Raw genomic sequence first — 25,964 nt, 5'->3', positions numbered from 1 at the left:
GCTTTTTTTTACATTAATGATAAGAACATTGCTTTGATGTCTTCAATTGAAGCTGGTTTAGGATTTCCAGGAGCACATGCATCTTTAGCTGCATCTGCACTTAAAGCATCGATATCTTCCATAGGAACGACTCCTTTTAAAGACATCTGGATTCCTACATCTTCTCCTAATTGTTTAACTGCTGCAACCGCTAATTCACGTACTTCTTCCAATGGTTTTGTATAAGCACCTTCTACATCAAAAGCAGCTGCGATATCACGATATTTTTCTCCAGTTGCATCTGCATTGTATGCCATTACAGTTGGAAGTAAAGTCGCACAAGCTTTACCATGAGGCATTCCATAATAAGCTGATAATGTATGAGCCATTGCATGGTCAACACCTAAACCTACATTTGAGAATCCCATACCCGCAATGTATTGAGCCAGAGCCATCTGTTCACGACCCACTGGATCGTTTTTAACAGCAGCACGTAAATTTTTTGCGATCAGCTGAATGGCTTTAATATGGAACATATCACTTAATTCCCATGCACCTGCTGTAATATAACCTTCAATGGCATGTGTTAAAGCATCCATACCTGTTGCTGCAGTTAATCCTGCTGGCATACTTGACATCATATCTGGGTCAACGAATGCAACCACTGGGATATCATGAGGATCACAGCAAACGAATTTACGTTTGTTTTCTGGATCTGTAATAACGTAGTTAATTGTAACTTCAGCAGCTGTTCCAGCTGTTGTAGGTACAGCTAAAATAGGTGTACAAGGTTTAGTAGTTTCAGAAGCTCCTTCCAATGAACGAACATCTGCAAATTCTGGGTTTGTATTAATGATACCAATTGCTTTTGAAGTATCCATACTAGATCCACCACCAATGGCAACAATTACATCTGCTCCAGCTTCTGCATAAGCTTTTACCCCTGTCTGAACGTTTTCAATTGTTGGATTTGGCTGAATGTTGCTGTAAATTACATATTCAATTCCAGCTTCATCTAATAAATCCGTTACTTTTTTAGTCACTCCAAACTTAATCAGATCTGGATCGGATGCAACAAAGGCTTTTTTAAATCCTCTTGCCTTTATTTCATTTGGGATTTCTTTAATTGCACCTTTTCCATGATAGGATGTTTCATTCAAGATAAAACGATTTGCCATATTTTATAATTCCTCCTTTATGACTTGTTAATTTTATTTTACTCCAACAAAAATAAATTTACTAATAAATGTGTTCTTTTCCTTGAATAAAATCGATTTCAATTTCCAGTATTTTCGTTGTCTGTAACATACGATCATGATAAGGATGTTTTGTCCCTTCTATCAGTTTCAACAATACATCTTTCTTTATAGATAGATCCTTTACTTCCTTTAAAATTCCATACACCGAAACACTTCTATGATTATGTGTTCCAATTTCTGTATTGATTCCCAGATCCTGAATCAGATTATAGTTTACTTTATGATCTAATCCTTTCAATTTATATCCTTTCTGCGCACAGTGAAAATAAATATGTCCATCCAATACAATATGATTCATTCCAACTGCATGTGGATATGTGTCGGTATTTATACATAACGTTCCATATCTGAGTTCATTGATAACTTCCCAGCACCTCTGATAAGAAATCAGTTTTTCAGGATGTCTTATTTTTTCAACCGGTAAAAAAGTACAATCTGAATATCTTATGCATCCTTTTTTACATTCACATTCATCTTTAACAACTATTCCTTCTTCAAATTCATAAATAATATCATTCTGATTCATTCTATGATCCTTTCTATTAAAAACCAGCGATTCGACTACATATATTTGATAAAATTTTTAATACCGCCGGCATTAAACATACACTTATAAGTATATAAAGTATATGATTCCATTGTAAAGGAACTAGATAAAAAAATGAAGGGAAAAAAAGGATTGAAAATAGAAAACATACGCTCATAGAACCTATCAACAACTGTCTTATTTTCGTGAATGGTTTACAGACTCCTTTTAAAACAAATAAAGCATTACATCCAGCTAATATGGTACAGATTGTTGAATATTGTTCATTTGTCATCTCTATAAATTGACGATAGAAAAAACATCCTAAAACACTTAAAATTACACAAAATGCACCTGGTATCGCTTTTGATACAACATTCTTTAAAAGGTTTCCTTCTATACGATTTTCATTGGGTTCTAAAGTTAATACAAAGCTTGGAATTCCTGTAGATAAAGCAGAAATCAATGTCAATTGTATAGGTTTAAATGGATACTCCTTAATAATCAATAAAGCAAGTATGGCCAGTCCCATAGAAAATATATTTTTAACTAAAAATAAAGAAGCACTTTTTTGAATGTTATTGATAACACATCTTCCCTGTTTTAATAATTCCGGTAAAGAAGAAAACTGATTATTTAATAAAATTAAAGAAGCTATATTTTTACAGGCTTCACTTCCAGATCCCATAGAAATCGAACAATCGGCTTCTTTTAAAGCCATAATGTCATTAACTCCATCTCCAATCATTGCCACTATGTGACCTTGTTGTTTTAAGGAAGCAATCATTTCTTTTTTCTGTTTGGGAGCAACTCTTCCAAAAAATGAATATTGACTGATTTCATTTGGAATATTCTTTGATTGTCTCATATCAAAAGAGAGTCCATTTAAATTGGCTTGTTCACAAATGGATCGTACTGTATTTGTGTCATCCCCAGAAATAACTTTAATCATTACTCCCTGTTCTTTAAAATAGGATAGAATTTCTTTTACATCTTCTTTTAATTCATCCTGTATACAGATATAAGCTAAAACTTCATTAGAATAGAGAACTAGAACTCGATATCCTTTTGATGTATAAGAAAAAATTTTGTCTTTTACCGTTTCATCGATTTCATTCACAATGAACTCATAAGCCCCTAATTTATAATCCCCATCTGAAAAAATAACCTGACTGTATTTTCTTTCACTTGAAAAAGGAAGAACTTGAATAGCTTCTTTAAAATGATTATCTCCCACATATTCTCGAATTGCTTTAGCTGTGGCATTGTCATCCGGAAGAGCATACATCATATCCTGTAAAATAGGAATCACATCCATCTGTGAATCGATTTTAATTACTTTTAAATTTCCTTTTGTGAGCGTTCCTGTTTTATCTAAACATAAAGTATCTACACGAGCCAACGTTTCTAAACAATACAATTCCTGTACCAGTACATTCGCTCTCGCCATTTTCTGTGCCCCTATGGATAAAGCTACACTGGTCAAAAATACCAGTCCTTCTGGAATCATTCCTACAACTGCAGCAACTGTAGATAAAACCGCCTGTGTATATCCAAATAAATTATATTGAACCACAAATAATATCGTTCCTAATGGACATAAAATGTAAGTACACCACTTTATGATAAAATTTAAGGAATCTCTTAATTGCGATGGATATCGTTTATAACGTTTGGCATCTTTAATAATTGAAAAAACATACATATCCTCTGCAACTTTTAAAACCTGCATCTTGGCCATTCCAGAAGTCACAATGCTTCCTGCATAAACAGAATCCTTTACATTTTTTAAAATTGAAATACTTTCTCCTGTTAAAATGGATTCATCGCATTCAATATTTCCTTCTACAACAATTCCATCACAAGGAATTTGAATCCCTGTTTTTAAAATTAGAATGTCATCAACCACAATATCTTCTAAACCGATCCATTGAATTTTTGAATTTCTTAATACTTGTATTTTAGTCTGATTTAATATAGATAACTGATCCAGTTTATGTTTTGAACGAATCTCCTGTACTAACCCAATGATCGTATTTAAAGTGACCGTCCCCATGAACAACATATTTCTTTGTGATCCGGTAAAGAATACAATAATGGCTAAAAATAAATTGATTCCATTAAATAAAGTAAATAAATGCTGAAATAAGATTTCTTTATAACTTTTTGATACTTTATATTCAGTCTGATTCTTTTTATGATTTTCAATATGAATCAATCCTGTTTTAATATTGGTTTTCATATTTAATTTTTATCGCATATTTTTAAAAAAGGAAAGAAATTTGAACAAAAAAAATCGTTGATTAAAATCAACGATTTTTTTATCTTTTAGAAATCTACATCTAAATCATAGTAAACAGCTTTTAATAATTTAACCATTTCTTCCTGATTTGGCTGACGTGGATTGGATCCTGTACAAGCATCTAAAATGGCATTTGCCGCAATGGAATCCAATCTTTCTAAGAATACTTCTTCAGATACAAATCCATTTTCTGCAGGTAATCCATTGGCTCCATAATGATTAATGGATTGAGGAATATTCAGATCGTCATTCATCTTTCTTAAATAAGCTACAAGACTATTTACTTTTTCATCTTCTGTATTACCTTCTAAATGCATATAGTCGGCAATAACAGCATAACGTTTTTTCGCTTCTTCATTTTTCGCATTGTATTGAATTACTTTAGGAAGATACATCGCATTGGCAGCCCCATGAATGATATGCGCACCCTGATCGGCAAATACAGCTCCTGTTTTATGAGCCATAGAGTGAACAATTCCTAATAATGCATTTGAGAACGCCTGACCTGCCAGACATTGTGCATTATGCATAGAAGCACGAGCTTCCATATCTCCATTATAAGACTTCACAAGATTTTCCTGAATCATTTCAATGGCATGAATCGCAAGAGCATCTGTATAATCACAATGACAAGTTGAAACGTAAGCTTCAATAGCATGTGTCATCGCATCCATACCTGTATGAGCTACTAATTTTACTGGCATTGTTTCAGCCAAAGATGGATCTACGATGGCAATATCTGGTGTAATATTAAAATCAGCCAGTGGATATTTGATTCCTTTGTCATAATCGGTAATAACAGAGAAAGCTGTAACTTCTGTAGCTGTTCCTGAAGTTGAAGGAATGGCAACAAATTTTGCTTTCTGACGTAATTCAGGTAAACCAAATGGAACGATCATCTGTTCAAATGTTGTTTCAGGATATTCATATTTGATCCACATTGCTTTTGCAGCATCAATAGGAGATCCTCCACCGATGGCTACAATCCAGTCAGGCTGGAATTCCTGCATCACCTGAGCTCCTTTCATAACTGTTGTTACAGATGGATCGGGTTCAATTCCTTCAAACAATTTAACTTCCATTCCTGCTTCTTCCAGATAAGCCTGAACTTTTTGTAAGAACCCTCCTCGTTTCATGGATCCACCACCAACACATACAATAGCTTTGTTTCCTTTTAATGTTTTTAAAGCTTCCAAAGCTCCTGGACCATGATATAAATCACGTGGTAATGTAAATCTCTGCATTATACTATTTCCTCCTTTTAATGTAATGATTTATCTATAAACAGTATAACACTTTGTTAATTTATTAACAAATAAAGACTATTTAATTTTTACAGCGGTTCCATACGCTATAATTTCCGCTGCTCCAGACATCACAGAAGAAGAACCATATCGAATATTAATGATTGCATCTGCTCCTAAAGATTCTGCTTCATCCACCATTCGTTTTGTCGCTATCTGGCGAGCTTCTTTTAACATATCCGTATAACCAGCCAATTCTCCACCTACAATGGTCTTAAATCCAGCTCCAATATCTTTTCCAATATTTTTCGATTGAACCGTTTGTCCCTTTACAATTCCAAGTGCCTCAACAATTTCATATCCAGGCAAATAATCAATATTTACTAGCTTCATCGATTTCTCCTTTCTTAATTTCTTTAATTCGATTGATTAATATTTTTGGTACGATTAAAATAGGAACTACAAAAAAGGATTCTAAAAACACAAAAAGTATCCAGGGCATTGGTTCCTGAGTTTGAGCAAATATCAATAAACTCGCCAACAATCCAAAAAAGGCACAAAATCCAATGCTTGAAAAAATGGCTCCATTTATCTGTTTCTTATGTTCCTGTTCGTTCTTTCTCATTGTAAACCCCTCTTTATTTAAAACATTCATGCTTTGAAAGTATTGATCTATTTCAATCGTATCTAAAGATTCATTGGCATCCAGTATTTTTTGACAAAGTAAGGTGACTCTTTCATAATTTCTTCTTTCCTGTGCAATTTTGATTAAACGAGATTCTATACACTCTCTTAAACTGATTTCATTTTTCATCACTTTTTTTAATTCCTGTACAGGAACTCCCAATTCTCTTAAAAATTTAATAATTTTTAATTGTCTTAAATTCATTTCATTATAGAAACGATATCCATTATTTGAATTTCTTTCAGGAGCAATCAATCCCATTTCCTCATAATATCGAATGCTTTTTTTAGATAAACCTACAATACTTTCTACATCATTGATTAACATAAGACCTCCTTTGTTCCTTTTATAAACCATTCCCTAAGGGAAATGTCAATTTATTCTATCTTTATTTTAAAAAAAACAGATTTATAATAAATCCGTTAATTTTTTTTCTAATACTTTTACCATTTCCACAATACATTCTTTATCTTTTTCAAATCGATCAAATGAAGTACTGTCCAAATCTAAAACACCATATAATGTATCCTGAATGGTAATTGGAACTACAATTTCACTATTGCTGGCACTATCACAGGCAATATGTCCTTTAAATTCATGAACATTTTCAACTACCAATGTTTCCTGATTTAAAGCCGATGTTCCACAGACTCCTTTTCCTAATGGAATAACTGTACAGGCAACCTTTCCCTGAAAAGGTCCTAAAATCAATTGTTTGTCTTTAAATAAATAAAACCCTGCCCAGGAAACATCTTCTAATGAATGATAAATAAAACTGGACATATTGGATAAAATAGTTACTTCATATTTGTCATCTTCAATTAAACATTCCAATTGTTTCGATAATAAATTCATAATTCCTCCTGATATGTATCTAAAAAGTGAATTTTCTTTCCCTCTTTTTTGTACGCAATCACTGTATCTAAGTTTACATTTTCTACCGATTTAAAAATATTGGCTTCTACATAAGGATTGACTTCATGCAGTTTCTGAATCAATTGTTTGATTTCTTTACGCTTAGAAACCCCTTCAATTTCTTCACTCATTTCCGTTAATTTACAGGCACAACGTAAACATTGTACATGATTGTATGCAATCCAATGAATAATGGATTCTTCTCTTACTAAATATAAAGGACGAATCAACTCCATTCCTTTAAAATTTGCACTATATAATTTAGGCATCATAGTTTGAATCTGTGCTCCATATAACATGCTCATTAAAATCGTTTCAATCACATCATCATAATGATGACCTAAAGCGATTTTATTACATCCTAATTCTTTTGCAGCATTATATAAATGGCCTCTTCTCATTCTGGCACACAAGTAACAAGGGGCTCCATTTTGTGTAGAAACATATTCAAATATATCGGTATGAAACATATGAATGGGTATATTTAAACGTTTCGCATTGATTTCAATCAATTGTGAATTCATTTCATTGTATCCTGGATTCATCACAAGAAAGACCAGATCAAATTGTATCTGTCCATGTTTTTTTAATTCCTGAAACAGCTTTGCTAAAAGAATGGAATCTTTTCCTCCAGAAATACAGACTGCAATTTTATCTCCTTCATTCACCAGTTGATATTCCGTAATGGCTTTGGTAAATTTTCGCCATATTTCTTTTCTGAATTTTTTAATGATACTTCTTTCCACTTCTTTACAATCAAAAGATTGAATAGAATCTATGTAACCATAATATCCATTATCTATGGCATACGATTCATATCCATTCTGATTTAATTCTTTTGAAAGACGTTCACTTTTATACCCTGTGTAATCCAGAATAAATACCGGTTTATCTTTAGGTAAAGAAAATAATTCATTTTCTTTTAAATGAAGAGAACCCTCAATATGATCTCTTTGATAAGCTACAGAATCTCTTATATCCACTATAATTTTATCCTGTATTTTTAATACATCTTCTATTTTCATATGTAAAGTGTATCAAAAAATAAGAAGAAAATACAATAGTAAAAAATGAAAGCCATTCTATTCATTACATACTGGCAGAAGGGAATCCTGCAATGTATAAACACTGTAAAAGTACAAGTCAGAATGCAATGTAATGGTTTTGATCATTCTGTTTAGAATCTATATTTTTTATTTTATGATAAAAGTTGTCGTATTATATCATTTTTAGATACATTACCGATTGTATATTTTTTTGGCAGATAATGCTGTGACATAAACCACCTTTAAAGTTATAATTGTTTCATAGACCATGACTGGCACATAAAAAAACTGTAACGAAATTCAATCATTACAGTTATTTCTTTTTAGACCATACCAGTACAATCAGAATACATAGTATCAATAAAATCATAATTCCATATAGAAACATATGATACCAGTCAATTGAAGACTCTTCTTCTATTTCTTCTTTTTCAAGATAAGGATCTTCAAATGTTTCAGATGTAATTGAACCAACTAATATCACTCGTCCATTGGTTGAATCGGAAGAACAAGTACTTAAACAAATCAATCTTTCACATTCTGGTATATCCAATTTCTGTAGATTATAAGAAGATATATACTCAATATATTGATTTATATCTCTTTCATTTGTGTTATAGACTTTGGAATCATACGCATCCGCTTTTATCAGCATAAAGAATTCAAGTCCATAATTCTTTCCATCTACATACAGATTTCCATATCGATGTTTATTAAAATAGTCCTCTTTCTCATAATGATCCAGTCCTCCAAACATCTTATCCTTTTCCATATGATGTCCATAGATTATATTGACCGTATCACTCATATTCCTTGCATTATTACAGTCCAAAAACAATGCCCCAGATAAAGAAAAGTTTCCTTCATAGTCTGTATTGACATATTTGTCATTGTCTTCTCCCTGTACTAAAGGATAATCAATTTGAGTTCCATAAATACTGATCCATCCATATACATCTGGATTGATCCTTATTAATTCTTCAAATGATTTCGTATCTTCCTTTTCAGGCTTATACGTTTCATATACACTTGGACTGGCCTTTGTATAGATATGATTGTTGTCCCATATCGAATACCCACTGAACAGAACACACAATATAAAAAAGAGTAGTACCGCGATATTCACGGTACTATCTATCATAGAAACAATCTTTCTTGGTAAAGATATCTTTCTATCTTTTCTCTTCATTATTTCTTAGAACGTTTTTTACTGGCTGCCAATACGACCAATCCAGCTCCAGATGCTCCTAACAATGCGATATATGGCATATTGTTTACGATGACACCTGTTAATGGAGATGAATCTTTGTTGTTTGTGAAGATAACACTGGCATCTGCATTTCTTAATGTTTGACTTCCTGTTGAAGTTCCTGTTGTTGCAGAATTACTTCCATTTAAAGTGTATGTTTCTGTATAGTCAGTATCCGCTTCAGAAACTGTATATGTAGTACCCGCAGGTAAATCAGCAATTACAACACGTGCATTATCTTTCATTTTTCCAGATAAAGTTACAGTATTACTACTAGCAAATGATATTTTTCCATTTACAATATCTGCATCATTAGTTACAGCTTGTTCTCCTGATCCAGTTACTGTAAATTCTTTTGTTACATTTTCATTTGTTCCATAATAAGTTGCTGGTAAAGTAATTTCAATTGTGAAATCAAAAGCATCTGCAACATTTGCACCTTTTCCAGTTACTTCTTTTCCAACTGTTAAATCAGCGTATTCATTGTAGTGGTTCAAAAAATTAGGAGTGGTTTTTGTATTTGTATTGTCTCCTGTAGCCACCACTGTAATCTGGTCAACTTCCAAAGCACCTGGTACAGCAGAGTCACTGTTAACTACACGTACAGTAATAGTATATGAAGTAGCTCCTTCAGTTGTAACATTATTAGTTCCTTTATTTGTTTCTGACAATACATAAGTATAAGTTCCAGGAACAACGGTTTTACCTTCAGTAGATGGTTGAGTTGCATCAAATGTAACTGCTAAAGTTTGGGTACCTGACCCAGTAAATGTTAGTGACCCACTTGAAGCAATTGTTGCCAATGGTGCATTATCTTGATTTGCAGTGATTGTATATCCAAAAGTTTCAGATCTAAAGTTATCAACTGCTGATTCAATTGTAAAAGTTTTAGTTAAAGTTACTGTGTTTCCATCAATATATGTTTTTCCATTTGCATCTTCATTATAATCTTCGGCCAATACCGGACTGACTGCTGTAGCTAAAGCTAAAGCACCAGCCATTAATATCGGTTTAATATTTTTCTTAAACATAATTAATTCTTTCCTTTCTTTTTAAAGGTTCCTTCTTCTGCATATCAGCATTACGGAACCTTTGATATCTGACCTTTTTACAGGTCCAAATATTCTTCCATCCTGGGCATTGTCCCGATTGTCCGCCATCAGAAACACTTCATCTTTCTTCAGCGTTACCGGAAATTCGATTCCCTCCTTATAAGGATACGTTTTGGTAAATACATGACTTTCCTGTTGAACGAAGCCGTTTACCATTAGCTGTCCATCCTCATTGATATCCACTGTATCACCTTCAACAGCAACGACTCTTCTTACGATCGTTCGATCTTTGTATTTCATCACAACCGTATCATTGGATACATAGGTCCTGTCCAGCCTGTAATACAGGACCAGGTCCCCTTCACAGAAGGCAGGGGACATCGAGTCATCTGGATTTGCTATAAATCCAAAGCAGAATCCAAACAATACAGAAAATACAATGATAAGAAGTCCAATCTTTATACCCAGTTCCTTTATTTCCTGTTTCAAAGCTAACCTTTGATTCATGAATCTTTTCCTTTATATTTTTCTTGTTTATTCACATAAACAATACTGATAGAATTGAATTGAAATATTTATATACAAGGTATTCTTGTCTTAAATATTTCGTACTCAATGTAGAGTAAGTCATATAATTTCTCAGGTTATCTACTTACTCTACATTTTTAATTGTCTTTTTTTCTTTAGAACGAATGCGATAGCTGCAATTTCAACTACGATTGAACCAATCAATCCAAGTCCTTTTGGAGTGTTATCTGTGATACCTGTTAGTGGTACGGCTTCTGCAGTGTTAGTAACTGTTACAGAAACTCCATCTTTATTTCCATAAGTAAAAGTATCACTAGGTACTGTACTAGATGGTTTATTTGAATCCGATTCTGTACCTGTCAAATAGGTTGTTTCATATCCATCATAAGAATCTTCTTCAACTTTATAGCTGTAGTTTCTTGGTAAATTATTGAATTCAACTTTTTCATTATCTTTTAAAGTAAATTCGTATTTTCCATCTACAAACTTTATGCCACCTAAAGTATCGTTCACTGGATTTCCTTCTTCATCCTTTAAAGTTAAAGTGAATTTAAATTCATCGTTTACATTTGCATAAGCGCCTTTAACTTCTTTTGTCACAGACAATTTATTAGCCGATACTTGAATTTCTGGTTTTTGTTCATATGGTACTGTTTTCGTTTCTGAACTTTCACTATCTCCATATGTATAAGTCAATGTAGCCAATCCATTGGATTCAAATCCAGTTAAGGCATTTTCAGACTCATCTACACCATAAGATCCATTGTTTTTTGAAAATTCAGTATAAGCTTTTTGACTTGGAGTCACTCCAAATGAAACAGAATACGTGTAATTTTCTTTCAATGAATATCCATCATTAAAATCACAAATCACATTATTTCCACTAAAGGAAACACTCATACCTGCTTGTGCATTTTCTGTTGAAGTTACATCGATTCCATTTGCATCTGTAATCAATATTGTCGCACCTGTTACAGTTCCATCTACAACACTGCTGCTTAAATTGACATAATCACTTAAAGAATCGGTAATCGTAACGTTTGATACTGTTAATGAACGATCCATTATTGAATTGGATATTTCCGTAAATGCATTTTTTAGACTGGCTGTATTCGTTCCTTTATAATAGGCTTTAATACCTGCATTTGAATACGTTAACAATCCCTTTAAGAAAGTTTCATTTGCATTTCCTGCAACACCTACTGTATAGAATCCATCCAATCCATAACCATTAAGATAAGTTCCTACAGCTTCATTTGCACGTTTAGAACAAATACCATTGTAATCTTCTCCTTCTGGAACCGGTATTTCTGAAGCAGTTGTATCACTATTTCCATTTCCAAGTGTTATACCTTCATCATATTTTTCTTCTGTAGTTACCCATCCTTGTGAATACTTACCATATTTCCAGACACCAACACCTTCTTCTTCAAAATAATGCCAGCCAGTATCCCGTTGTCTAATAGAATACCATTCGGTTTTTGTGACTGGTCTCAAGCCTTCCCAAACAATATGTTTCCCATAAATAACATCCGTTCCATACTGTTCTACAGTAATTCCTTCTTCATTAGGATTTAATGTACCTTCAGGAATTTCCTGTTCAGTAAAAGACAAAGACCAATTAGTGGTTGGATAATAATCCTCACCATTTGCATAATAATAAGTTGGTGTTCCATCGGATAAGAAAATTAAATATTTTTGTGCATCGCTTCTTGATGTACTAAATACTTCAGAGGCTTTAATCAAACCGGCTTCACAGTTTGTTCCTCCATCTCCATCAATTCCATTTACGCTTGCATTAATGGATGAAACTGCACTTTCTCCTGTAAAAGAACTTCCTGAATAATTTCCAACCCAATTAGAAATTGTTACTGCATCGTTGTAAGCTGTATCTTCGTTAGATGAAGGTGGCTGTAAATCACCATAAGCATCTTCAGATCCACTATAAGCTACAACGGCTATTTGGGCATCTAAATTCTCATTTCCTAAAATTGTTTGACTTAATCCATTTTTGCCTGTAACAATTTTCTTTAATGCAGCCATTCTTGTAACTTTTGCACCTGTATCTGGATCTGTCATATCATAAGAATCATTGTTATCCATACTTCCAGATTGGTCAACAACCAGAACAACGTCTACCTTTGGTTTCTGTCCAGGAATGGTTTCTTTCTGTCCCTTAACATTAAGTGTTAAAGTATAACCATTTTCTTCATCCCCACTTATGGATTTTTCATGAGCCGGAACGGGTGTGTTGCTACTTTCTTCAGCAGAAGTAAATGAAGAGGTATGACATAAACCGATAACCATAAAACAAGCTACCAGGCATGGAATTAATGTTTTTAATAATCTTTTCATACTTCTCCTCCTTTCTTTCAGACCCATAATGAGCCTTACATACGTATTATAAATGAATAAACGATAATTTTACAGTCAAAAATGTATTTTATTACATATATCTAGTTTATTTGTACATTTATTTGTATTATTTATATACTTTTATATGTTCTTTATATCGTTTTTATAGTAATTTATTGCTTATAAAACAAAAAAATCCTGATTTTATCAGGAGTTAACATTTTATAAAATTCTATGATACAATAATATAGGTGATATTATGTTTTTTATAAAGAAAAATCCAGAAGCCGTTAAACAGGAAAAAATCGCAAATTTATGGCACTATATGACTTCTATGTCTAAAAAGGATAAGAAATTATTTCAACAATTAATTGAACAGGATAATGAACCTTTAAAATTTAAAGATGGAGAAGTTCCTAAATCTCAATTTTTAAAAGATAAAAAAATGATCGAAAGGTTTGTTATTCAAGAACAGATTGATTCCAGATTATATGATTATATCTGTTTTAAATTCAAAGATGATATTTTTGAATTACTGGATGAATCGTATGATCAATTTTATTCAATCATCGGTTAAGTACCGATAATTTCTATTATTGTTTTTATAAAAAATAGAATAAGTACAAGAATCATTATTGGTTTTACCGATAATGATTTTTTCTTAAAATAAGAAGAACCTATATAGTTTCCCAACATATTAAAGATTCCAGCTATCAGTCCTAATATGAACAATACTTTTCCATTTAATATATATACAATTAATGCTGCATAATTAGTCGTTAAATTAATCACTTTTGTGATTCCATTAGCCTGTTTTAAATTTAAATGGGCAAAACCTGTTAAACAAATTAAAAGAAACGTTCCTGTTCCAGGTCCATAAAATCCATCATAAACTCCAATAAAAAAGGCAACCGTACAACTGATCCATACGGTTTTTATATAGCTCAATTCTTCTTTTTCTTTAAAAGATTTAGGATACATAACATATATCGCAATCAAGGGTAAAAGTATCAACATGATCCTTTTAAAGAAATAATCACTGATCGATAAAGCTAAATTGGCTCCTAAAGAAGAACCAGCCATCGCAAAGATAACACAGACCAAAGCAATATCCCATCGTATATATCCAGCTTTTCCATATCGTATCGTTGTAATTGTTGTTCCCATTGAACTGGATAATTTATTGGTCGCAATTGCCTGATGTACAGGTATTCCTCCCATTAAATAAGCAGGCAAAGAAATCAGACCTCCACCACCTGCAATGGCATCCACTAAACCTGCTAAAAATACTAAAATAAATATCATTATATACTTCATGAAATTTATTATAATTAAAGTTTTTATTATTTCAATCTTTCTTTGATTTCATCTTCTTTCTGTATTTGTCCAACGCATAAAGAAGAATCTGGATCGTGTTTTGAATAATTATATTTTACTTTTTCTTCATCATAATTCGCATAACAGTATCTGCAGAAATGAGGACAGCTGTTATAATATCCAATATCCACCATTTCTACACATCCACAATCTCTTGCTTTCCATTTTTTAAAGACTTTGTTGGTTAATTCAAATGCTTTTTTACTGGACAAACATACATCTCTGTCCAATCCAAATTCCACTAAATTGTTTTCTTCAAAACATGTATAGACTTTCATTTGATGACTATGGGCAATCTGTGAAAAATTCAGTCCTATTTTTTTATAATCTTCTTCAGTACATTTTATATAGTGCAGTTCCTGTTTATGTTTCTTTACATTTTTATATTCATCTAAAAAAGAAATCACAATTTCATCTATATATCCATCCAGTAACGTACATAAACGATCAAATGCTTTTATATGATAATCCAACGTATACTTTTCATTCAAAAAGATGGGATCGTATCGTAAAACCACCTTATCTTTTCCTAATTGTTTACTGCAGGTTTGTATTGCTTTAATAATTTCTGTCTTATCCAATACATTTTTTTCAATATCTTTATGATATCCTGTAACTGTTACCTGCAAATAGATGGGAATGTTAATCTGATTCAGATAAGGAATCAAAGGAATGGGATTTTTGGTACAGAACACGATTAAATCTACATTTTTAAAGTCAATTCGAGAAATCTGTTTTTTATAAAATGGATTTCTTACATCTACATACCCTTCTTTGTATCGATTCATAAACCATTCCATATAAAAGGCTACTATATCACATCTTCCACTTACATTTAAAATCATATATATAATATAAAAAGAGCTTACGCTCTTTTCAATAACTGTTCAAAATTTAAATCAAAATCAATTTCTTTTCCTTTGATTGCTTGAATCATTTGAATCGAATGAAACAATGTTGGGATGTATTCTTTTGAACCAGTCGCCCATTCAATGGCACTGATTCCATCGCTTTCAATCAATAATTTACTGGCATCTATTTTCTTTGCGACCCGAGTGACTGCTTCATCTTTCCCAACAGAAGGACCAATGGTAAAATAATCAATAACTTCATCATACTCTTCCAGATGATCCATACAGGAATACCAGTGAGATACATAACAATTCTCATATTTCTTTAATAAAGGTAAAGCTTCTTTTTCCATACCTTTAATATGAAGTATTACTGGTTTTTTTAATTGATTCGCCAGCTTCAGCTGTTTTTCAAATACATCCATCTGAATCTTAGTATCTACATCACACCATGTATTATCCAGACCAATTTCTCCAATAAACTGTGCTTTTCTTAAATAAGGTTCCATTTCTTTAAAATCAATCGAATCGGCTTTCCATGGATGAATTCCAATGCTTGTACAAAAAGAATACTGTTTCAGATAATTCTGTACTTTATGATATTCTTCAATACTGCTGATATTACAGATTCCTTTTAAAGAATACAATTGAAAGTCTTTAAACAATTCATCGGATATATGAAAATGTGCATCATGCATTGTTTTCCCCTTTTAATAATTCAAATATTTCTTTTTTTAGAGTCCCCTGTTCAAACAGCCAGTCTCTACTTTTTGATACATTGGATAAATCTATTTCTTTTAGAATCGAAGCCGGACGATGACTTAAAATCAAAATCCGATCCGCTAAAAATAAAGCCTCATCTATATCATGTGTAACCAGTAAAGTGGTTCGATTGTATTGTTTTCTTAGATCCAGCAGCCAGTCCTGCATATCATTTCGAGTAATCACATCCAGGGCTCCAAAAGGTTCATCCAGTAATAAAATATCTGCTTTGCATAAAGCGGTTCTTAAAAAAGCAGCTCTTTGTCTCATACCACCCGATAACTGATCCGGATAAGAATTCTGGTATCCATCCAATCCAAATGTTTTGAATTCTTTTAATGCGTTTTCTTTCGCCTTTGAATCGTGATTGATCTGTCCATATAAAGTCACATTATCCAGTATCGTTTTCCATGGCAATAATAAATCACTTTGTGGCATATAAGCAAAATGATCGCTTAATCCTTTAATTTCCTGATTGTCTACTTTAATAATTCCTGTTTCTTTTGAAAGTAAACCCGCTAATATATTTAATATAGTCGATTTTCCACATCCGCTTGGCCCTAACAAAGCCACAAATTCTCCCTGTCGAATCTGAAAATCGATATGATTTAATATTAACTGTTTATCAAAAGAAATTGATAAATTCTCTACACAAAGCTTCATATGTTTCCTATCCTAAAAATTCGTTTGTATATTGCTGGCTAGCTTCAATTTTATGATCGATCAATCCATATTCGAACATAAAATCCGTATAGTTATCCCAGACTTCATCTTTCATTACACCCCAACTATCGGCATCCAATGCATATTGCTGACTTAAATATTCCTGTGATTTCTTTAAGAATTCTAAGTCTAGATCACTTAATGCTTTATCATGCAGAATTTCAGCCGATTCATCTGGATTTTCGATCGCATATTCATATCCTTTTTTAGTTGCTTCCATGAATTTTTCACAGATTTCACTGTTGTTTTCGATCATATCATCATTTGTGATAATAACAGGTGTATAGTAATCCAGACGTGAATCCAATTCATTTAATGGTAAATAATTGACATCATATCCATCCATGATTGCTCTTAATACAGCCCATCCATAGAATTCCCAGTGAAGATTGACTTTATCTTCTCCTGTTTCAGCTGACAATCCACCAATTCCAGAACCATCAGCACCAACAATTCTTAATTTTGAATAGTCGGCTCCTTCTTTTTTCATAACCGCCTGAATGACTGCTTCTTCACTTGGTGCTCCCCATCCAGCATATGTTTTTCCTTCAAAATCTTTAGCACAAGTAATATTGGCATCTTTTAAAGAAACAAAACCAGATGTGTTATGTTGAATGATGGTTGCGATGGCTTTAATTGGTAAAGCTTCTTGTGCTGTTAAAGCATATGTCACATCTTCCTGATAAGACACTCCAAAATCCGCTTTTCCAGTGGCAACCATACTTGTTGTCGCATTGTCTCCTGGTTCAATGATTTCAACATCTAAACCAGCTTCTTCATAATATCCTTTTTCTAAAGCTACATAGAATCCGGTATGATTTGTATTGGGTGTATAATCCAGCATTAAAGTTACTTTTGTTAAATCGTTAGATGAATTATCCTGTTTATTGGAACAGGCAACCATTGTTAAAGCCATTGCCCCTGATAAAAGGGCAGATATAATTTTTTTCATTTTCTTTTTCCTTTCTTTAAATGCGGAAAAACCATATATTCGATAAAGGTTACCGCAAGATTCAATAAAATACTCCAGATAATAATCATTACCACACAAGCAAATACTTTATCCAGCATATAGCCATTCTTTACTCGCAGCATATAATATCCCAATCCAGCACTGCTCGATAACCATTCTCCAACAATGGCTCCTCCTATACAGTAGGTAGCTGCCACCTTTAATCCTGAAAATAAACCCAGAGCTCCAGATGGAATTTTGATCATTTTATATATTTGAAATGTACTGGCCCCAAAACTTTTTAATAGATTCACCTGTTTTTCATCTACTTGTCCTAACGCATCGCAAAAAGAAATCGCAACGGGAAAGAAACACATGAAAATAACGATCAATACTTTTGGGGCCAGACCAAATCCCAACCAGATGGAAAAAAGAGGTCCTAATACCATAATGGGAACGGTCTGTGTCACAATCAGATAAGGGTATATACTGGTTTTAAACACTTTTGAAAGATCCATTCCAATGGCAATCCAGATCGCAAGAAGTGTACTGATTACCAAACCAATCAAGGCTTCTTTTAATGTGACCATTGAATGCATCCATAAAATGTCAAAGTTATCTAGTATTGCCATTACAATTTTAGAAGGAGCCGGTAAAACATATAAACTGATATGAAAGGCTCTTACACTCATTTCCCAGATTGAAATGACAAGAATAAATACAAGAATGGGCATCATAACTTTTTGTTTGGTTTTCAAATTGTACCTCCTTTCATAAAAAAAGACGTCGGTAGACGCCATATATGTATTGATATGACTCCCTACGCTAGTATTAACTAGATCAGGTCATAAGGGATTGGTAAACCATCTCAGCCAAAGGCACCCCTGTCATGACAAATATTCACTTGTAGAGATATTATACATCAAAAATAATAAGAGTACATCATAAATTACATAGAGCATACAATGGAATGTTCACAATCCATTCCTGATCGTTATTATTTAATTAAAAATCGAACTGTTTTTTTAAGAAATATGTATATAATACAGAATTTACATTTATTCAAATCTAAATAAAAAGACGTGAATTCACGCCTTAACTTTCATTTTTTGTTTGATCAGAAAATCTTTTGGAAGCTGTGCTAAAAGGATCGCAATAAAAATCAAAACACAGCCTAAGCTTTCTCTTTGTGTTAATTTCTGTCCCAGTAATATCCAGGAAGCCAGAACGCAAAATACCGATTCCAGAGACATGATCAATGAGGCAATTGTTGGATTCAGATCTCTTTGTCCAATGATCTGTAGTGTATAGGCAATCCCACAGGAACAGACTCCCGCATATAAAAGAGAACCCCAGGCAGAAAGATTAAACTGGTAAATCCATTGTGAATCGATTTCTTTAAAAATCATAGGAATGGCTGTTAATAGTCCACAGACAAAAAACTGTATGCAGGACAACCGGACACCATCCACTTTTGGAGAAAAATAATCAATAACCAGTATCTGAAGTGCAAATACTGGAGCACAGATAATTGTCAGAATGTCATAGAATTCAATTTTAAATTCTCCATGAATGCATAAAAAATATAGACCCAGTACTGCCAGCAATACACTGATCCAGATATTGATTCCACATTTTTTCTTCAGAAACAGACCAAATACAGGTACCAGTACAATGTAACAGGCTGTTAGAAAGCCAGCTTTTGAAGAAGGGGTTCCAAAATATAAACCTAACTGCTGAAGGTTGGTTGCGACAAAGATCAAAGATCCTGAACAGATTCCTCCAGTTATCAATGTCTTATAATCTTGTTTTGTTTCTGGTTTTCTGGATAAACCCATTCGATCCAGTAAAAAAATCACAGGAATCAATACTGCAGTTCCAATAAAACAACGAATGCTGTTAAAAGAATAGGGACCTATCGCATCTCCTCCTTCACTTTGAAACACAAAACTGATTCCCCAAAGCAAAGCGGCAAATGTTAATAAAAATGAATTACGAATTTGTTTGCTCATAATCACGATTATAGGTAAATTTAAAATGAAAATCAAATGATTTTTCTGAACAAAAAGTATTATAATAATTGAGGAGGTTAATTATGAATAACTTTACATATTCCATTCCTACCAAAATACATTTTGGAAAAGGTCAAATTAAACATTTAAATGAATTAAAAGAAAACGGAAATAAAGTATTGCTTGTATATGGTTCTGGAAGCATTAAAAGAGCCGGAATTTATGATCAGGCTCTTGAAATATTAAAAGACAATCAAATCAAAGTCTTTGAATTGTCAGGAGTCGAACCCAATCCACGAATTGAAACGGTTCGTAAAGGAGTTCAAATCTGCAAAGACAATCAGATTGATATGGTTTTAGCAATTGGTGGAGGTAGTACTATTGACTGTTCTAAAGTCATTGCTGCAGCCAGTCTGTATGAACAGGATGCCTGGGATCTTGTCATTCATCCAGAAAAAATTAAAGGTGCATTACCAGTTTATGTCGTACTGACATTATCTGCCACAGGTTCAGAAATGGATCCTTTTGCGGTAATCAGTGATCTTACCTTAAATGAAAAACTGGGAACTCGTGCTCCCTGTTTAAATCCAACCATGTCCATTTTAGATCCAACTTATACTTTCAGCGTTCCCGCTAAACAGACTTCTGCTGGAGTGGCTGATATGATGTCTCATACACTTGAAAACTATTTCAACAATGTTTCCGGAAGTGAAATGCAGGCTGGATTCAGTGAATCCATTTTACGATGCTGCATCAAATATGGTCCAATCGCATTAAAAGAACCTGACAATTACGATGCTCGTGCCAGTTTAATGTGGTGTTCCAGCTTTGCAATCAATGGAACCATCAAATGTGGCTGTGAAGTCAAATGGTGCATCCATCCTATGGAACATGAATTATCGGCTTTTTATGATATCACGCATGGACAGGGTCTTGCCATTTTGACTCCTGTCTGGATGGAATATGTTTTAAATGAAAAAACCGCTTCTCGTTTTGCCCAGATGGCCCGCAATGTATTTATGATTCAGGAATTGGATGATCTAAAAGCTGCTCAGAAAGGTATTCAGGCATTAAAACAATTCTTCTTTGATACAATGAAACTTCCTAAAACTTTACGGGAAGTAGGAATTTGTGAAAAAGACAATTTTGAAATTATGGCTAAAAAAGCTGCTTCAAAATGTGCTGGAAGTTTTGTTCCATTAACGCAAAAAGATATTGTAGAAATATTTAACAGGGCGTTTTAATGACAAAAAAAGAAAAAATCAGATACTATGGTAAAGATATTTTAGATTCTAAATCCATACAGATTCAAAAACAATGTCTTCAACATGGAAAAAGAACTGTTTTTGAACATTCATTAGCAGTTGCTTTGATGTGTTTAACGATTAATGAATTTCTGCATTTAAAATTAAATGAAAGACGATTGATTCGTGGTGCTTTATTACATGATTATTTTCTATATGACTGGCATGTAAAAGATAAAAGCCATCGTCTGCATGGATTTAGACATCCTTATTTTGCTTTAGAAAATGCCCGAAAAGAATATGAACTGGATCCTGTTTTAGAAGATATGATTGTAAAACATATGTTTCCATTAATTCCCATTCCACCCAAATATAAAGAAAGCTGGGTCTTATGTATAGCTGATAAAATTTGTGCTTCAAAAGAAACAATATTAAGAAAATAGAGGTAGTTACGATGGTTATTTCGTAACTACCTCTATTTTTTGAATTTTTCCTTTTTCATATTTTAATACAAATGGAAATCTGTCTGTATCTACACATAAATAAAAATCCTGTTGTGGAAAGATTTCATTCTGTTTCACATCAAAAAATTTAGCTCCACTTGTTCTTTTTAATAAATCTGTATCAATTGTATAGGGTTTTTCTTCCAGTAGACTTTTGATATATTCCGCACACATTGTATCTTCTTCGGTTGATTCTTTTCCTTCCCATCCCATACAGACCAAAGATACTTCTTCTGGATTTTTTGTCTTAATATATTGTGCAATCGCTTTGGCATTCACAAAACTTCCTGTTAAAATCTCATCCGCATGAATCGCATTGGTCAAACCCTGTGTTCCAGCACTGGTGGTATGTACAATGGTTTTATTTTTAAAAGAAATCCCCTGTATTTCACTGGGAGAATTTCCAAAATCAAAACCCGGTAATTTTATACCATGTCGTTCTCCAATCAGTACAATAGAAGGATCTTTTTCTTTATATTCATACGCAATTTCTTTTTTTCCAACTGGAATGATTTCTTTTGCGTTTTGATGGATCAAATAAGCTTCTAAGCTAAAAGCACGAAATACATCAATGATTACTACGATTCCTGTTGCCTTTTTGGCTCCCTGTAATAATTGTAAAATATTAATCTTCATCAAAAATCACATCCCCTGCATCTATATAAACTGGTTTTAATATATTAATATCTTTCATCGGTCCTATTTTCATTTTCACAATAAAACGAAGCGCAAATTTTTTCTTTTTATCATAGACAAAACGTAAAGACATAAATTTCATTTTATATTGTATGGCCATCTGATAAAATTCCATAAATCGATTGGCTGGATATAATGTATAGACCACTCCATTGTCTTTACAGAATTTACGAAAACATTTAAACATATCTTCCAATGGCATCGATTCTTCAAACATTGCTCTTTTATAATATTCATTTTCTTTTATATCTCTTGTCATTTTAAAATAAGGTGGATTGCAGATTACCACATCCACTGGATCAATTTCAAGATCCTGTACTCTGCAGCAATGCAGTTCAATATTATCCGTGTATTTTTCTAAATTCAGCTTTGCTAAGTCCAGTGCTTTCTGAAAAATATCACATCCGATAAACTGTGTAGCTCCTTTTAAATAGGCATACAATAATAAAGAACCATTGTTGCATCCCATATCCAGAACACTGCGATTTTTCATAGGCTCCAGACTCATTCCTAAAGCCGTAGTATCGGAATTGTATTTAAACATGTCTTCGTCCTGATAAAGTTCTATATCGGTATATTTTAAATAATCTTTTCTCATATTCAGAGTATATCATAAAGAAAAAAGTTCTCAAAGATGAGAACTATCGATTGCATTTATAAAGCAGATCTTCCCATCTGCGATCCACTTCTTCCTGGATTTCCTGAATCAGGTGTTCATTTCCTGGTTTGAACAAATGTTTAAAACGTCCTTGTGTTTTTAAAAATTCTTCAATTGGAAGTTTTTCTTTTGGCATATAGTTTAAATGCCATTGCCCATGATCCACTTCAAACAGTGGCCAGTAACACGTTTCAACTGCTAAACGGCAAATTTCCATTACATCGCTGGCATCATAACGCCATCCTCTTGGACATGGTGTCAATACATTCAGAAAAGAAGCGCCTGGTGTATAAATAGCTTTTTCTGATTTTGTATGAATGTCTTTAAAATCACGTGTTAATGTCGTTTGTGCCACATAAGCTACATTGTGATCGGCAATAATAGAAGCCAGATCTTTACGGCTTTGCATCTTACCATTGGACTGGGATCCAACCGGTGTAGTTGTAGTATCGGCATATTTAGGAGTGGCACTGGAACGCTGAATCCCTGTATTCATATACGCTCCATTGTCGTAACATACATAGGTCAGATCGTGTCCTCTTTCCATGGCTCCTGACAAAGACTGGAAACCAATATCATACGTTCCTCCATCTCCACCAAAAGTAATGAATTTATAGTTTACATCTTCTGCTATTTTTCCACGTTTCTTCAATGCCTTATAAGCCGTTTCCACTCCACTTAAAGTAGCTCCTGCATTTTCAAACGCATTGTGGATATAACTGTCTGTCCATGCGGTATAAGGATACGTAAAGGAAGAAACTTCCAGACATCCTGTCGCATTTCCAATGACCGCATGATCTCCTTCATGCAGTCCTCTTAATACCGCTCTGACTCCAATGGTTGCCCCACAACCAGCACACATACGATGACCAGGAGCCAAACGATCGGGTTTTGATACGGTTTCTTTAAAATTGTATTTTGCCATGATTCTTCCTCCTATTTACGCAGTCCAATGTACTGATACTGTTCTGGTTCAATTCCATTTTCAATCAGCTGTTCCAATTCATTAAATACATCAAATACATGATTTACTGTAAAATCACGTCCTCCTAATCCATAGACATAATTTACCGTTTCAATCATCACTTTATTTCTGAATAAAGCCGCATTGACTTCACTTGCCAAAGGACCTCCATTTGTATTGTAGCTTTCACAACGATCCATAATGGCAGCCGCTTTACAATTCTTCAATGCCATTGCGATTTCTTTTGCCGGGAAAGGACGGAATACACGAAGTTTTAAGATTCCTACTTTTTTTCCCTGTTCTCTTAAGGCATCCACAGCTTCTTTTGCCGTTCCTGCAGCCGATCCCATGATCATCATAATATAGTCGGCATCTTCACAGCGATATTCTTCAAATAAACCATAATGACGTCCTGCCATTTTTTCAAAATCTGCAGCTACCTGTAAAATCACTTCTTTGGATTTTTCCAGAGCCATTTCCTGTGCTTTACGAGCTTCCATTACATAATTTGAAATCGCATAAGGTCCTACCGCAATTGGTTTACCCGGATTTAATAAATATTCTTCTGGTTCATATTCTCCTACAAAATTTTTAACCTGCTCATCTTCCAGCAATTCAATATTTTCTACCGCATGACTGGTAATAAATCCATCCTGACATACCATAACCGGTAATCGTACTTCTTTATTTTCCGCAATTGGATAAGCCATAATGAAATTGTCATATGCTTCCTGATTGTTTTCCGCATAAATCTGAATCCATCCTGTATCACGAGCTCCCATACCATCGGTATGATCGCAGTTGATATTGATTGGACCTGATAAGGTACGGTTTACCAGTGTCAGTACACAAGGCATACGGTTGCTGGCTGCCAGCAACAATTCTTCCCACATCAAAGCCAGACCCGCGGAAGATGTTGCGGTTAAACTGCGAGCTCCGGCTGCCTGGGCTCCAATGGTAGCTGACATACTGGAATGTTCACTTTCAACAGGAATAAATTCGGTGTCCATCTGTCCATTGGCAATATAGTTGGAAACCATTTGTGGAATTTCCGTAGAAGGAGTGATTGGAAAAGCCGGCATAACATCTGGATTCACCTGACGAATCGCATAAGCCGTTGCTTCATTTCCAGACATTCGATCTTTTCTTGCCATATTATCTTCCCTCCCTCATAACAATAGCTCCAAAAGGACAGTTTTTTGCACAAATTCCACATCCTTTACAGTGGTCATAATCAAAATCCAAACGTTTTTTATTCACAACCGGAATACTTGAATCTGGACAAGTTGGTACACATAATAAACACTGTTTACATTTATCTTTTAAATAAACTGGTGTATCCGTTCTCCATTCTCCTGTATTGAATTCAACAGAAGTCGCACTGGCAAACATTTGAAGTCCTTCTGTTAAATCCTGATAAGGTGTCTGTTCATTGATTTTATTTACATCTGATCTCATAGCGTTCCTCCTTATAATCCCAATGCTTCAAATGTCATTGTCAAAGCTTTCATATTTCCATCAATGACCTCTGGTTTTTTCGCAAATTTATGCTGATAAGATGCTCTCATTTCATTGATAAAAGTATCTTTATCCATTACTTTACTTACCGCTACGGCTGCCGCTAACATTGGTGAATTGGGAAAATATTTACCTAATGCATCCACTGAAATTTTACGAGCATCGACTGTATATACATTTCCTTTGTATCCTTTTAATTTTGGAAGGATTTCTTCTTTGTCTTTATCTGTATTCACAATAATAGAGCCATTTTCTTTTAATCCAGCGGTTACATTTACCGCATCCAGTAACGTTTCATCTACAACAACCACTAAATCGGGTGTATATATATTAGAATGAACGCGAATCACATTATTACTGATTCGATTGTATGCAGTAATGGGAGCTCCCATTCTTTCTGGACCATATTCAGGAAATCCCTGTACATATTTTCCAGTTTTAAAAGCCACATCCGCCAACAATAGAGCCGCAGTTTTCGCACCTTGTCCACCACGACCATGCCATCTAATTTCAAGTGTCTGGTTCATATTTCTCCTCCTGTAATAAATAAAAAAAAGTCTCTTT

28 protein-coding genes and 1 riboswitch are annotated in these 25,964 nt (G+C 33.6%); of the genes, 3 read left to right on the top strand and 25 right to left on the bottom strand.

Translation table 11 applies throughout. The annotated features are described in order from the left end of the window. Positions 1-8: 8 nt before the first annotated feature. The 12 genes from fucO to FYJ50_RS06465 form a co-directional block, all read right to left on the bottom strand. Positions 9-1,157, bottom strand: a complete 1,149-nt coding sequence (gene fucO, locus FYJ50_RS06520) for a lactaldehyde reductase (RefSeq protein WP_154460302.1) — start codon at positions 1,155-1,157, stop codon at positions 9-11. Positions 1,158-1,218: 61 nt separating this feature from the next. After that, the gene (locus FYJ50_RS06515) at positions 1,219-1,764 is read right to left on the bottom strand and encodes a pyridoxamine 5'-phosphate oxidase family protein (RefSeq protein WP_154460300.1); all 546 of its coding nucleotides are present in this window, start codon (positions 1,762-1,764) and stop codon (positions 1,219-1,221) included. 16 nt (positions 1,765-1,780) lie between these two features. Beyond that, positions 1,781-4,006 (bottom strand): HAD-IC family P-type ATPase, encoded by a 2,226-nt coding sequence (locus tag FYJ50_RS06510; RefSeq protein WP_154460298.1) that lies wholly within the window; start codon positions 4,004-4,006, stop codon positions 1,781-1,783. 86 nt (positions 4,007-4,092) lie between these two features. Next, positions 4,093-5,310, bottom strand: a complete 1,218-nt coding sequence (locus FYJ50_RS06505) for an iron-containing alcohol dehydrogenase (RefSeq protein WP_154460296.1) — start codon at positions 5,308-5,310, stop codon at positions 4,093-4,095. Between the two features lie 78 nt (positions 5,311-5,388). Further along, entirely contained in the window at positions 5,389-5,703 is a 315-nt protein-coding gene (locus FYJ50_RS06500) for a YbjQ family protein (RefSeq protein WP_154460294.1), read from the bottom strand. Continuing rightward, on the bottom strand, positions 5,684-6,322 hold the full coding sequence (locus FYJ50_RS06495; protein WP_205946459.1) for a MerR family transcriptional regulator: 639 nt from the start codon (positions 6,320-6,322) through the stop codon (positions 5,684-5,686). Before FYJ50_RS06495 ends, FYJ50_RS06500 begins: the two co-directional genes overlap by 20 nt. Positions 6,323-6,403: 81 nt before the next feature. Further along, the gene (locus tag FYJ50_RS06490) at positions 6,404-6,850 is read right to left on the bottom strand and encodes a GAF domain-containing protein (RefSeq protein WP_154460290.1); all 447 of its coding nucleotides are present in this window, start codon (positions 6,848-6,850) and stop codon (positions 6,404-6,406) included. Further along, positions 6,847-7,935 carry a PP-loop family protein gene (locus FYJ50_RS06485; RefSeq protein ID WP_154460288.1) on the bottom strand — a complete coding sequence of 363 codons (1,089 nt, stop codon included), beginning with the start codon at positions 7,933-7,935 and terminating at the stop codon, positions 6,847-6,849. The genes FYJ50_RS06490 and FYJ50_RS06485 overlap by 4 nt, the downstream gene beginning before the upstream one ends. A gap of 334 nt (positions 7,936-8,269) precedes the next feature. Next, entirely contained in the window at positions 8,270-9,097 is an 828-nt protein-coding gene (gene srtB, locus FYJ50_RS06480; RefSeq protein ID WP_205946458.1) for a class B sortase, read from the bottom strand. Positions 9,098-9,144: 47 nt separating this feature from the next. Next, the gene (locus FYJ50_RS06475; protein WP_154460284.1) at positions 9,145-10,236 is read right to left on the bottom strand and encodes a DUF7601 domain-containing protein; all 1,092 of its coding nucleotides are present in this window, start codon (positions 10,234-10,236) and stop codon (positions 9,145-9,147) included. A gap of 21 nt (positions 10,237-10,257) precedes the next feature. Continuing rightward, positions 10,258-10,764, bottom strand: a complete 507-nt coding sequence (lepB, locus tag FYJ50_RS06470; protein WP_154460282.1) for a signal peptidase I — start codon at positions 10,762-10,764, stop codon at positions 10,258-10,260. Between the two features lie 150 nt (positions 10,765-10,914). Further along, positions 10,915-13,140: a vWA domain-containing protein gene (locus FYJ50_RS06465; protein ID WP_205946457.1), complete on the bottom strand. Its 2,226-nt coding sequence runs from the start codon at positions 13,138-13,140 to the stop codon at positions 10,915-10,917. A gap of 259 nt (positions 13,141-13,399) precedes the next feature. On the opposite strand from FYJ50_RS06465, the gene FYJ50_RS06460 reads away from it, so the two are divergent. Beyond that, positions 13,400-13,717, top strand: a complete 318-nt coding sequence (locus FYJ50_RS06460) for a hypothetical protein (RefSeq protein ID WP_154460278.1) — start codon at positions 13,400-13,402, stop codon at positions 13,715-13,717. Here the strand turns inward: FYJ50_RS06460 and FYJ50_RS06455 are convergent. From FYJ50_RS06455 to FYJ50_RS06425, 7 genes are all read right to left on the bottom strand, one after another. Beyond that, complete coding sequence (locus FYJ50_RS06455; protein WP_154460276.1) at positions 13,714-14,457, bottom strand: sulfite exporter TauE/SafE family protein; 744 nt, start codon at positions 14,455-14,457, stop codon at positions 13,714-13,716. The two genes, FYJ50_RS06460 and FYJ50_RS06455, sit on opposite strands and share 4 nt — an antisense overlap. A gap of 26 nt (positions 14,458-14,483) precedes the next feature. Continuing rightward, on the bottom strand, positions 14,484-15,362 hold the full coding sequence (locus FYJ50_RS06450; protein WP_154460274.1) for a DUF1848 domain-containing protein: 879 nt from the start codon (positions 15,360-15,362) through the stop codon (positions 14,484-14,486). 20 nt (positions 15,363-15,382) lie between these two features. Next, positions 15,383-16,066, bottom strand: coding sequence for a TatD family hydrolase (locus tag FYJ50_RS06445; RefSeq protein ID WP_154460272.1), 684 nt, complete (start codon positions 16,064-16,066; stop codon positions 15,383-15,385). Continuing rightward, the gene (locus tag FYJ50_RS06440) at positions 16,059-16,793 is read right to left on the bottom strand and encodes an ABC transporter ATP-binding protein (protein WP_154460270.1); all 735 of its coding nucleotides are present in this window, start codon (positions 16,791-16,793) and stop codon (positions 16,059-16,061) included. Before FYJ50_RS06440 ends, FYJ50_RS06445 begins: the two co-directional genes overlap by 8 nt. Positions 16,794-16,800: 7 nt before the next feature. Further along, entirely contained in the window at positions 16,801-17,805 is a 1,005-nt protein-coding gene (locus FYJ50_RS06435) for an ABC transporter substrate-binding protein (protein WP_154460268.1), read from the bottom strand. Beyond that, a complete protein-coding gene (locus FYJ50_RS06430) occupies positions 17,802-18,563 on the bottom strand; it encodes an ABC transporter permease (RefSeq protein ID WP_154460266.1) in 762 nt (253 codons plus the stop codon). Before FYJ50_RS06430 ends, FYJ50_RS06435 begins: the two co-directional genes overlap by 4 nt. 42 nt (positions 18,564-18,605) lie before the next feature. Beyond that, a riboswitch (TPP riboswitch) is annotated at positions 18,606-18,701 on the bottom strand. Positions 18,702-18,893: 192 nt separating this feature from the next. Further along, positions 18,894-19,817, bottom strand: coding sequence for a DMT family transporter (locus tag FYJ50_RS06425; RefSeq protein WP_154460264.1), 924 nt, complete (start codon positions 19,815-19,817; stop codon positions 18,894-18,896). 83 nt (positions 19,818-19,900) lie between these two features. On the opposite strand from FYJ50_RS06425, the gene FYJ50_RS06420 reads away from it, so the two are divergent. Beyond that, positions 19,901-21,061, top strand: coding sequence for an iron-containing alcohol dehydrogenase (locus tag FYJ50_RS06420; RefSeq protein ID WP_154460262.1), 1,161 nt, complete (start codon positions 19,901-19,903; stop codon positions 21,059-21,061). Further along, the gene (locus tag FYJ50_RS06415; protein ID WP_154460261.1) at positions 21,061-21,504 is read left to right on the top strand and encodes an HD domain-containing protein; all 444 of its coding nucleotides are present in this window, start codon (positions 21,061-21,063) and stop codon (positions 21,502-21,504) included. The genes FYJ50_RS06420 and FYJ50_RS06415 overlap by 1 nt, the downstream gene beginning before the upstream one ends. Before the next feature lie 15 nt (positions 21,505-21,519). Here the strand turns inward: FYJ50_RS06415 and FYJ50_RS06410 are convergent, their stop codons facing one another. From FYJ50_RS06410 to FYJ50_RS06385, 6 genes are read right to left on the bottom strand one after another with little or no spacing between them, the layout of a single operon-like run. Next, complete coding sequence (locus tag FYJ50_RS06410; protein WP_154460260.1) at positions 21,520-22,200, bottom strand: 2-phosphosulfolactate phosphatase; 681 nt, start codon at positions 22,198-22,200, stop codon at positions 21,520-21,522. Beyond that, positions 22,190-22,858, bottom strand: coding sequence for a methyltransferase domain-containing protein (locus FYJ50_RS06405; protein WP_154460259.1), 669 nt, complete (start codon positions 22,856-22,858; stop codon positions 22,190-22,192). Before FYJ50_RS06405 ends, FYJ50_RS06410 begins: the two co-directional genes overlap by 11 nt. Positions 22,859-22,901: 43 nt before the next feature. Continuing rightward, the gene (locus FYJ50_RS06400) at positions 22,902-23,843 is read right to left on the bottom strand and encodes a thiamine pyrophosphate-dependent enzyme (RefSeq protein ID WP_154460258.1); all 942 of its coding nucleotides are present in this window, start codon (positions 23,841-23,843) and stop codon (positions 22,902-22,904) included. Positions 23,844-23,854: 11 nt separating this feature from the next. Further along, positions 23,855-25,036 (bottom strand): pyruvate ferredoxin oxidoreductase, encoded by a 1,182-nt coding sequence (locus tag FYJ50_RS06395; RefSeq protein WP_154460257.1) that lies wholly within the window; start codon positions 25,034-25,036, stop codon positions 23,855-23,857. A gap of 1 nt (position 25,037) precedes the next feature. Continuing rightward, the gene (locus FYJ50_RS06390; protein ID WP_154460256.1) at positions 25,038-25,340 is read right to left on the bottom strand and encodes a 4Fe-4S binding protein; all 303 of its coding nucleotides are present in this window, start codon (positions 25,338-25,340) and stop codon (positions 25,038-25,040) included. An 11-nt stretch (positions 25,341-25,351) separates the two neighbouring features. Beyond that, the gene (locus tag FYJ50_RS06385; protein ID WP_154460255.1) at positions 25,352-25,927 is read right to left on the bottom strand and encodes a 2-oxoacid:acceptor oxidoreductase family protein; all 576 of its coding nucleotides are present in this window, start codon (positions 25,925-25,927) and stop codon (positions 25,352-25,354) included. Positions 25,928-25,964 lie beyond the last annotated feature (37 nt).

The sequence above is a fragment of the Floccifex porci genome, assembly GCF_009696175.1.
In the GTDB taxonomy this organism is placed as follows: domain Bacteria; phylum Bacillota_I; class Bacilli_A; order Erysipelotrichales; family Erysipelotrichaceae; genus Floccifex; species Floccifex porci.
The sequence above is the reverse complement of the archived record's forward strand: the minus strand, read 5'-3'. Positions and strand labels throughout refer to the sequence as shown.